Genomic DNA, 9096 nt, shown 5'->3' on the forward strand with positions numbered 1-9096 from the left:
CCGAGTAATCACTTCAGGCTTGAATTTTTAAATTTTATAACCATCAATTCTATTTAAAGACCTGCGGAATGTGGGTTCTATCCTTCAACTTAATTCTGTAGAGAGAGGAAAGTTTTAGAACTGCCTGGTAAAACACGATCAAATCGTCCGCCAATTTGAAGCATCTTTTTTTTACTTCTCAGATGCGAAATGCCGGAAATTTAGGCTGCAAACAATCAGAGGAGAGGTGCTGTGAGATCTCAAAGGCTGCAATCACTGTTCCGCGATCGCTCGATCGTTCTCCGCTTCTTGCTCATTGCCCTTGTCGTCTCAGTCTTGCTGTTAAGCGCTAAGGCAAGCTTGTTTGAGAGTTCTGCGATCGCACAAATCCCGACACAATCCCTGCCATCGAATCCCTGGAAATACCAATAACAACTACTCATCAGGTTTGGCTTTGGACAGCCAATGCTTGATAGTTCTGTCGAATAGGAATCTGAATGATGAACTCTGCCCCCTCACCGGGATGAGAAAAACACTTCAACTGTCCGCGGTGTTTTTCTACCACAATCTGGTAGCTGATTGACAGCCCCAGACCAGTGCCCTTCCCTACAGGTTTCGTCGTGAAGAACGGATCGAACAGCCGCCGGTTAACTTCCTCTGTCATACCGGGGCCATTGTCGCAAATGCGAATCACAACAAATTGGGGAGCTTTGCGGGTCGGGCCGAGGTTGGGGGAATCCACCTCAGCCGAAGAAACTGTAGAGCTTTCCGTAAGGGGGGGATTGGAAATCGGGGATTTTTCTTCCCCATACCCCACTGAGGTGCGAATTGCGATCGCCCGCGGCCCTCTTTGGTCATTGAGAGTGTCAATCGCATTCGCCAGTAAATTTACAAACACCTGGTTCAGTTGGCCGGCATAGCACTCCACCAGCGGCAGCGGGCCGTACTCTTTAATTATTTGAATAGCAGGCTGGTCTAGTTTAGCTTGCAGTCGGTGCTGCAAAATCAGTAGGGTGTTATCGATGCCCTCATGGATATCGACCTCTTTCATTTCCGCTTCATCCAGTCGCGAGAAGTTTCGCAGGGAGAGGACAATTTCGCGAATTCGGTCTGCCCCCACCTTCATCGAATCCAGCACTTTGGGTAAGTCTTCCATCAAGAAATCTAATTCGATTGCGTCCATATCCTCAACAATCGCTGCTGTGGGGTGGGGGTATTGTTCTTGATAGAGTTTCACCAGTCCTAGTATGTCTTCACAGTAAGTCCTGACGTGACTCAGGTTGCCATATATGAAGTTAATCGGGTTATTGATTTCGTGGGCAACCCCTGCAACCATCTGTCCCAGTGAGGACATTTTCTCAGTCTGAATTAGCTGGGTCTGGGTGCGCTTGAGTTCTTGGAAAGAAAGCTCTAGTTGTTCGGCTTGTTTTTTTAATTGCGCTTCTGATAGTCGCAGAGCTTGCTCTATCTGCACGCGATCGCGAATTTCCTGGCTCAGGAGCAGATTTTTTTCCTTTAATTCCTGCGTCCTCTCTTCCACTTTATGTTCTAAAGTTCGGCTGTAATCTTCTAATTGCTCATTGGCTTGTTTCAGGCTGTCAGTCGCCTCAGACAAATTGGCATAGAGTCGAGCATTTTCCAGCGAAATCGCCGCTTGAGAACAGAGCACGGTTAAAACTTCCAGGCGATCGGGAGTAAACGCACTCCTTGTCAGATTATTTTCCAAGTAAAGCAGACCAATGAGCTTTCCTTGATGGACGACCGGCATACATAAAACTGACTTGGGTTGGGCGTTAACAATATAGCTATCCCTGGTAAAAATACCCTCCTGGATTGCATCATTTAATACCACATTTTTCTGAGTTCTAGCCACATAATTGAGGATAGAAAACGGCAATTTCTGACTCGTTTCTATTGGTGTGGATTGCAGCACTACTACCTCATCATTATCTAGGCTGGCCGTCCCTTCTACAACCAGTTGACCATCTTTTTCTAAAATCAAGTAGCTTTTTTCTGCCCCAGCATTCTCCATGGCAATTTTCAATAACTTAGAAAGCAGACTTTCCAGAACAATTTCGCCAGAAATAGCTTGAGAAGATTTCATCACAGAGGCTAAATCCAGTGCTGCAAAACTCCCCGTAGTCGTCGAGCTGGTCGTCCGTGATATGTCGAAGTTGGGGACTTCTTTAGTCAGTATTCGCGAGAAGAATTCAGGATATTCTTTTGATAAATCCTGCACTTTTGCTTTCGCTCCCCAGCGAACATAGCCATAGTAAGCATCCGTCAAATAAATCTCTGCTATCTTCTCCCGCCCGCGAGAAAAATAAAACTCGGCGGCCCGTTCATTAGCTAGGGCTTCTTCCTGAATGTATCCCTGTTCTCTGGCTCCTTGAATACTGGCGTCATAATACTCCATCGCTTTGCCAATTTTTCCCAATACCCGCGCTTTCTCCGCCTCCACTAACTCGTACTTGTGTTGATAATTTGCAGGAGCGTGAACTGCCCATTGCTGCATTTGTTTTTGATTTTTCGCCACTTGCTTCAAAGATTCTTCTTGGTCGCTGCTGGAAACTTGGGGATATTGACCCAGGAGGGCCAGAGAATAGTAGAAATTGTGTTCCGCACCACTCATCAGCGCCGGTGCACCTTCTTTATATTTTTCTGCTTCGCTGGCGCTTTTCACTGACTGAGCGTAATCTTTAAACAAATAAAGTCGCATAAATTTTGTCAGGTGAGCAACAAAAATAAACATATGTTTATTTTCAGCAATTGACTGTTGCAGGAGTTCTTCTTCATTCAAAATTTCGCCCTTAAGCATATATTCCTCTTCCGAGGCGGCGAGTAATTGTAATACCATTACTCTCCAGGTTTTCAAATAAGGAATATGCGAATCTTGTTTGAGTTTTAGGAGTAAATCAAGATATTGCGCCTGCTTCTGAGCCACAAATTCCAGCGGTTGACCTGTAAAAAATATATGATCGCAATAGTAGATAGAATTATAACCAACATTTTGTAATTCTCCAGTTTCGATGCAGCTTTGAATTCCCTCCAGCAATGGCGCTAAGGTTTTCTTGCCATGCTCTTTCCAGTGTCTAATATGAGCATTAAAAACTAGATAGACGTAAGATTTCAGTTCATTTGTCTCAAATCGATCCAACAAATTTAAACCTAGTTGTCCAAATCGATATCCCGCGTCTATTTTACCCAGTGGCCCGCACAAAAGCAAACCATAAACCGTATACCCGGAAGCGGCCTGGGGTGAATTACCATATTGAATACAAAGATGAATCATTGTAAATGGCCATTGCGGATATAAGGCAGGAGCCACATGATGAGCAAGAGCAGCGGATTTCAATAATATCCCCATAGCCATCAGTTTATTGATATCCGTCATTTCTGGCAGATTAGCTAACGCCTCAGTATTCATCTCTTGTGGAGGTTCGGGACAAAGGGAGACACCCAGCAGACTTAGAATTTGCAGCGCGATATCTAACGCGACTTGCATCTGGTTTTGCTGGGAATAAAACTCCATTTTTATTTCATGAATTTTGACTTTTTCGAGCCGATTTTTGGCGTGTTTGAGAGCCTCCTCAGACAGCATTTTTGCTCGCTCGAAGTTGATGTTTAGAAATTCCACCGCCGCCGCTTCCGCATACAGAGGGAACGTCAGGTCATACTGAGTTTCCCAGCTATCTTCTCTGAGGAGTTCTAGCCCCATCCGTAGTTGTCGGGCGGCAGTTTCATAAGCTGTTGCTGCCTTAGCTTTTTTACCTGCTATCAAATTTAATCGGGCTAGACGATCTTTTTTTGCCTGGTCGGTGATAAAATCAGCCCCAACATTTAATTGATTGACAATTTCAAAGATATTTTCTTCAATCTCCTCTGCTGGAGTATGCTCTAGTAGCAGTTCACCAATTTTCAAGTGGGTCTGTTGTTTCTGAGATTCTGGAATAAGAGAATACGCCGCTTGCTGCACCCTGTCATGGAGAAATTTGTAAGCGATAGGCGCATTATGGCTGTAAGGCAAAGAGGCAGGTGAGGATGATAGCAGAGGAGAATCTGGAGCTATTCTCTGATTTACTTCCCTGCTCATTTCATCGGAGGTAAAAACGAGAGGGATTTTGTATGCTTCGCTCAGGGGCAAAACCAAGCCAGCCTGAAGTGCTTCCCACAAATCAGTCGCCGTTTCCGACTGAGATTTTTCAGTGACAATTCCTAGAACTTCTAAATTAAATTTGTCTCCTATACAGGAGGCTAATTTTAAGACATCCTGGGTCTCCTCCGAGAGTTTTTGAATGTTTCTGGCAATCAGTTCGACGACATTATAATCCGTGATGCCTACCGCTTGAATTTGGTTCAATGACCAATGCCAGAGCCCAGCACTGAAATCAAAGGTCAATAGCTTTTCTTGATGCAGAGTAGCGAACATCTGAGTCAAGAAGAAAGGATTGCCCTGGGTTTTATTGAAAAGTAGCTCGGACAATTCAGAAACCCGGTTTCTCAGAGCGGAAGACTCCTTGAGGGTATCTGCTACCAACAAGCTGACGTTGCCAATATCCAAAGGATGGAGGGTGATATTATTTACAACCGCCCCATTCTTTTGAATCTCATCCAACGTCAGCATCAACGGGTGTGTCGGACTTACTTCGTTATCTCGATAGGCTCCCATCAGCAGTAAATATTGGCTGTCCGGGTCACAAATAAGCAGATGAATCAACTTGAGCGATGCCGAATCTGCCCACTGTAAGTCATCCAAAAAGACGACGAGCGGGTGTGAGGGTTTAGTAAATACATGAATGAATTCTTTAAAGACGCGATTAAAGCGATTCTGGGATTCAGATGCCCCCACTTGCGGAACAGCTTCTTGAGGGCCCACAATCAGTTCGACTTCGGGAATGACATCTACTATGACTTGGCCATTTGAGCCTAAAGCTTCTAAGAGTTGCTCTTTCCAAATGGCTAGTTTTTCCGAACTTTCTGTTAACAGATGCCGCATCAAGCCGGCGAAAGCTTGAATCAAAGAAGCATAAGGAATATTTCGCTTTAACTGGTCAAATTTACCTGAGATAAAATAGCCGCGCTGCCGGAGAATCGGTTTTTGAACTTCATTCACTAAGGAAGATTTGCCAATCCCTGAGTAACCGCTCACTAGCATCATTTCGCTGGTTCCGCCGGAGACTCGCTCAAAGGCTGTCATCAAAGTGGCTACTTCTTGCTCGCGGCCATAGAGTTTTTGCGGGATGAGAAATTGTCCACATTTATCCCTCTTACCGATTGAGAAGTTGCCAATTGTCCCATGGTTTTGCAGTTGATGACGGCACATTTCTAGGTCAGCTTTTAGCCCCAGGGCGCTTTGGTATCTGTCTTCAGCAGTTTTGGCTAATAATTTCATTACGATGTCAGAAATCGCTTTGGGAATCTCAGGGATTTGCTCATGGGGTGGCACTGGTCTTTTAGCGATATGGCAGTGAATTAATTCCAGGAGGTCGCTGGCTTGATGCGGCAGCTTTCCAGTCAAAATTTCATAAAAGGTGACACCTAATGAGTAAAAGTCGGTGCGGTAGTCAATTGAGCGATTCATCCGCCCGGTTTGCTCTGGAGACATATAGGCGGGGGTGCCTTCTAGCAAGTTGGGATTGCTGAGGCTCTGGTTTTCTCGCTCTAGGTAAGTGGAAATGCTAAAATCTATGATTTTAATTTTATCTGTTTTGGAGTTGATAATGATATTCTGCGGTTTAATATCTTTATGGATAATCTTATTTTCATGCAGTTGAGCTAGGGTGTCTGCCAAATGAATTGCCAGACTTAGAAATTCGATTATTTCAAGGTGTTTAGCTGCGATTAGGTTTTTCAGAGATTTCCCCCCAAAATCTTCTAATATTAGCGCCAGACCGTTATTATGCTTTTCCAAAGAGTGAGCTTTGACAATCCCTGCCATGTCCAGAGTTTTGAGGATTTTATATTCATGTCTCAACCGCGCGATTTCTTCTATTGTGGGATACTCGGCTTTAAGGGTTTTTACTATAACCGGAGTTGGCTCGAACTCCCTAACCCCGCGATAAATAACTGTATTGACTCCTTCGTGAAGGGGCAACGATAAGAGTTTGTAACCGGGCAGCGTGGTTTTCATATTCGTTATTTCGATTATTTCGATTATTTCGATTATTCAGATCTGGAATTAATGGATGGGAATATGAGACAGCGATATTGGAGTAACTGTTGAAAAAATTTAAAGTAGCAGGGAATTAGCTTGTTAGCGAATGCCAATATTTCCTCCCCTCATTCAATGCTAATGTGCATCATAATCTAATGTTTAATTATAACTATAATACCTCTGCGGGAGTTGGAGAAGCAAGAATTGGGGCTTGGACAAGCACATCCATATAAATTATGAGATCGCACTACCTAAAGCATCTGTTTAAAGTTCTCTGGACGTACTCGGCCCAGACGCTTCAAGTTTTTTGAGACTTTAGATTTTTTACATCCCAGTAGCTGATTATGTATCTGAGCCTGAATTATTCTAACTTAGGATTATACATCGTACTACAACATATTTCTAGCGATTCGACCGGGCGCGATCGTTGCTCTTAAAAGTGTACAATTCGCGATCGCCTTGCCTACTTTTTTAAGAGGTGTATTGTAAGAGTGTGCTAACCAGGACTGAGTTACTTGAGCGCGCGATCATCGCTAAGTTGAAAACCTGATCTGTAAGTGAGCAAGATGCGATTATAGAAGAACTTGAAGATGCTCCCAGAGGGGAACCAGCAAATGCTTGTTCTCCCGATGCTCTTGCCAAGCTTGCAGCCTCAGCAATGGCTGAGTATCCGCCAGGTAAAACCCAAGAACTCGCTCGACAAACATGGTGAATTCGCGTAATACAGCCCACGTCCGTAACAGGATCAAAAGTTACAAAAAAGGGGGAATGTATGCAAACCATGCTTTGGAGTCGTGAAGAAGCCCCGCCTCGTGCCAAACATTTATATAAGAGCAGCATCCTCCCCAAAATAGACTTAGAAGAGAATGTTGGCAAGATGGTCATCATGGATATAGAAACAGGCGACTATAAAGTTGATAAAAATGCTTTATACGCTGCTGATTACGTGAGTGCGAAACATCCAAATGCTAGACTATTGCGTATCCGTATTGGATATAAACTTGCTGCATCTCTAGGTAGTGTCATTGAGCTTATTTCTAAGTGATTTTACGCAGAAAGGTGATAGATATGCTAAACTTAATTTTATTAGATTTTGCTTGAAAGTCAAGCTGTTGGAGTTAGAATTTATGAGGACGTTTACTGCGGTGGTTCCGAAAGAGCCTGAGACGGATTTATATGTAGTCTATGTTTCCGGTTTCTAAGAGAGCGCATTCTCAATGAGAAACTTTAGACAGCCTACTAACTAACTTACGTGAAGCGAGTGAAATGTTGTTAAAAAATGAGAATCCAGCATTAAATCGACATTCTATTCAGTACGAGCTTCAATTAAGTACGATAGCTCGCTCTTTTAGTCTTTAACCTTAATTATTCTAGTTTCTATAGTTGCTAGAATAGCAGCGAATACTAACCAGACTGCAACTCATGCTAAAAACCATCGAAGGTATTTGCATCGCTTGCCAAACCATCCTATGATGGTTCATGATAATGTTGATGATTGTTTCGTTTCATTTTTATAACTAAGCTAATATGCGATCGCTTGTCTTGACTCTAGCTCTCATATGTTTAGCCACCCCCGCTGTGGCCACAACCTGCGAGGAAAGCTTTCAAAAAAAGGGGGACTTTTTGAATGGTGCCGCCTTTTCTGCACGTGTTCAGGTTGAGGGGTTATCGATAGAGAGAGCATTTTCCCAATTACGACCCATTTTAGCCCGCGAGAGCATCAGAACGATCAGCACCGATGTGAGCACAGGTGTCATGAAAGCCGAAAATCCCGCAACAGCATTTCAGCGTGCTTTGCCGATCGATGTTTTTGCCTCACCCGACGGAAATCTATTAACTGTCGAGATGATCTTTACCATTCCCAGCGGCGTGGGCGCAAGTAGGGATACCGTGAAGCGATACTTGTGCGATGCGCTAAATCAATTGTTGCCCAAAACTACAAATTAATATGTAATCATTCATTTGATGAATATTAGTTTCCCACACTCGATCGCAATAACCCATACTTCAAAATTACCTGCGGGCGATCGCTCTTCAATTCTGTACGTTAGCGAAGCCCTCGAAGAGGATCGCTCTTGGGGTTTCTAGCGTTTTTGTTCTGCGAAGATTGCGATTTTTGTTTGAGCATCGCGCTTCTAAAATTCTTATGGCTTCAGATCGATCAGTTGGCGGTAATTGACACCCCGATCGATTATGGTATCGCCTCAGATTGTTTGAGGGCTGCACTGAAGGCGAAGTGGTTAAGATTCAGCAGGGATCGGGAGTGCTGAAATTGTCTGTTGCCGAATGGGGATCTGAATCACAAACTTAGTGCCTGAGCCAGGTGTAGAAAAACACTTGATTTTACCGCCATGTTTTTCAGTAATGATTTGATAACTAATCGACATCCCCAAACCCGTACCTTTACCGATGGCTTTGGTGGTGAAAAAGGGGTCAAAAATGCGCTGCTTCACTGGGTCTGGCATACCCATTCCGTTGTCAGCGATCGCAACCTCCACCCATTGATTGTCGATGGCAGAAGTCCGAATTGTAATCTGGTTCGGGGCGTCTTTAAGCTCCTGATAGGAGCGTTTGGTATTCTTGTCATCTAGGGCATCCAGGGCATTAACCAAAATATTCATGAATACCTGATTGAGTTGTCCGGGGAAACATTCCACCTTGGGCAAAGTGCCATAGTCTTTGATCGTTACCACGCCTGGACACTCTGGTTTATCTTTGAGCCGGTGTTGCAAAATCAGCAATGTACTTTCAATTCCCTCATAAAAATTAATACGGGATGCGGGAAACTCAGTGGCTTCAGCCCTGAGAGGGAAGCGGCACGGGGGAATTCAGTCCCCGTGTCTTTCTTTGTTGCTATTTCTATTGAAATATTGTATTCAGATCGAGAAGTGAGTAAGAACAACCATCTACGTGTTGAGACATCCTAGTACGGAGAAATTCCCGCCCCTGGAAACAACGGTCAA

General features: G+C 44.0%; 6 protein-coding genes. 4 read left to right on the plus strand and 2 right to left on the minus strand.

All coding sequences use genetic code 11. The features are described 5' to 3' along the window. Nucleotides 1–231: 231 nt before the first annotated feature. The gene (locus QUA36_RS29975) at nucleotides 232–411 is read left to right on the plus strand and encodes a hypothetical protein (protein ID WP_333159603.1); all 180 of its coding nucleotides are present in this window, start codon (nucleotides 232–234) and stop codon (nucleotides 409–411) included. Between the two features lie 10 nt (nucleotides 412–421). Here the strand turns inward: QUA36_RS29975 and QUA36_RS29980 are convergent, their stop codons facing one another. Then, nucleotides 422–6109 carry an AAA family ATPase gene (locus QUA36_RS29980; RefSeq protein WP_333460014.1) on the minus strand — a complete coding sequence of 1896 codons (5688 nt, stop codon included), beginning with the start codon at nucleotides 6107–6109 and terminating at the stop codon, nucleotides 422–424. A gap of 796 nt (nucleotides 6110–6905) precedes the next feature. Between QUA36_RS29980 and QUA36_RS29985 the strand changes: the two genes are divergently transcribed. The 3 genes from QUA36_RS29985 (at nucleotide 6906) to QUA36_RS29995 (ending at nucleotide 8221) form a co-directional block, all read left to right on the plus strand. Further along, nucleotides 6906–7178, plus strand: coding sequence for a hypothetical protein (locus tag QUA36_RS29985; RefSeq protein WP_333159606.1), 273 nt, complete (start codon nucleotides 6906–6908; stop codon nucleotides 7176–7178). Nucleotides 7179–7888: 710 nt separating this feature from the next. Then, complete coding sequence (locus QUA36_RS29990; protein ID WP_333159608.1) at nucleotides 7889–8080, plus strand: hypothetical protein; 192 nt, start codon at nucleotides 7889–7891, stop codon at nucleotides 8078–8080. A gap of 18 nt (nucleotides 8081–8098) precedes the next feature. Further along, nucleotides 8099–8221 carry a hypothetical protein gene (locus tag QUA36_RS29995; protein WP_333159611.1) on the plus strand — a complete coding sequence of 41 codons (123 nt, stop codon included), beginning with the start codon at nucleotides 8099–8101 and terminating at the stop codon, nucleotides 8219–8221. A 152-nt stretch (nucleotides 8222–8373) separates the two neighbouring features. On the opposite strand, the gene QUA36_RS30000 is transcribed toward QUA36_RS29995, so the two are convergent. Then, nucleotides 8374–8826 carry an ATP-binding protein gene (locus QUA36_RS30000; RefSeq protein ID WP_333159613.1) on the minus strand — a complete coding sequence of 151 codons (453 nt, stop codon included), beginning with the start codon at nucleotides 8824–8826 and terminating at the stop codon, nucleotides 8374–8376. Nucleotides 8827–9096 lie beyond the last annotated feature (270 nt).

The organism is Microcoleus sp. Pol10D4, from assembly GCF_036701555.1.
In the GTDB taxonomy this organism is placed as follows: domain Bacteria; phylum Cyanobacteriota; class Cyanobacteriia; order Cyanobacteriales; family Microcoleaceae; genus Microcoleus.